Raw genomic sequence first — 1223 nt, 5'->3', positions numbered from 1 at the left:
TGCCAAACATCAGGTAAAAATGTTCCCTGGTATTCGCCAAGTTTTAATATTAGACCATCTTTAAAAGGTTTTAGTTTACTCAGTAAATCTTCCGGACTTTTATATTCTAATTTTTGGGGAAAAGATAAAACGGAAACTTTTGTACTAATTAAAGGAAGCTCATCCAAACTTACAGGCAAAAATCTTGGGTCTTTTGTTGCTGCTGCAATTGCATTTGATATTACATCTTGATACAAAGGTCTAAAAGGAAGAATAGAACCTATACAACCTCTAAGCTGACCGTTATCTTTTCTTTCAAGGGTTATAAAAGATGCTCCTTTTTTCTTCCAGTTTTCATAAGGTATTTCTTTAAGGTCTATAATTCTTCCTGTCTTTAAATATTCTTTTATAGCAATTCTTGCAAGTTCTACTAAAGCTTTACCTTCTTCTTCTGATATTTCACTTAAATTTTTTATAATATCTTCCATTTTTACCCCTTGTAAAAAACAGCGCTTAAATATCCAACAACTGCATCTTTATTACCAGCAGTATCTCCTGATGTTCTATAATCTAAAACTTTTGATTTCCATTTAGCTTTGGATGCCCAATCAATAATAGCTGCCATTCCTATCTCTCCACAGGCTTCACATTTTTGAAGATAGGAAACATCTTCCTCTTCAACAGCAAGTAAGCAGTATTTATCTATCTGTCTTGCAGTCTCGTAAGGATAGTAATGGCTTAAATCTGTACTTATTACCACAACAACATCGTCTCTATCCCCTTTAATATCAGCTATTATTTTTTCAACGATACGAAAATCAATCTGTCCATAAACAACAGGTATTATTGAAAAATCTTCTAAAACCATTTGTAAAAATGGAACCTGTACTTCTAATGAATGTTCCCTCTGATGTGGTATTGTGTTAAACGTAATCGGAAGGTCAGGATTTTTCATAGCGAATTTTTCTATCTCTTCTTTATCTACCTTTACTTTTCCAAGAGGTGTTTCCCAGTAATCATAATAACCAAAAGATATGCCGTTAAATGGTACAAAATGAGAAGGTCCTATTAATAATACTTTGTAATGTTTATTTTTATCTAAGTTCAAAAACTGTTTATAACTGTAAGTAGCAGTTTGCCCGGAATATATATATCCTGCATGTGGGCTTATAACTGCTTCAGGCTTTATATTATAAAGAGGAGCATTTTCCAGAAAATATAAGAGCATTTTTTTTAGCTCTTCA

The 1223-nt window shown here is 32.3% G+C and carries 2 protein-coding genes; both read right to left on the bottom strand.

Translation table 11 applies throughout. The features are described from left to right. Window positions 1-467 (bottom strand): AmmeMemoRadiSam system protein A (amrA, locus tag HG1285_RS00840; RefSeq protein WP_008289548.1); only part of this gene is annotated, 467 nt, incomplete at its 3' end. A gap of 2 nt (window positions 468-469) precedes the next feature. Next, window positions 470-1223: AmmeMemoRadiSam system protein B (amrB, locus tag HG1285_RS00845; protein WP_008289547.1), on the bottom strand; the 754-nt coding region annotated here is incomplete at its 5' end.

This window comes from Hydrogenivirga sp. 128-5-R1-1 (genome assembly GCF_000171895.1).
The sequence above is the reverse complement of the archived record's forward strand: the minus strand, read 5'-3'. Positions and strand labels throughout refer to the sequence as shown.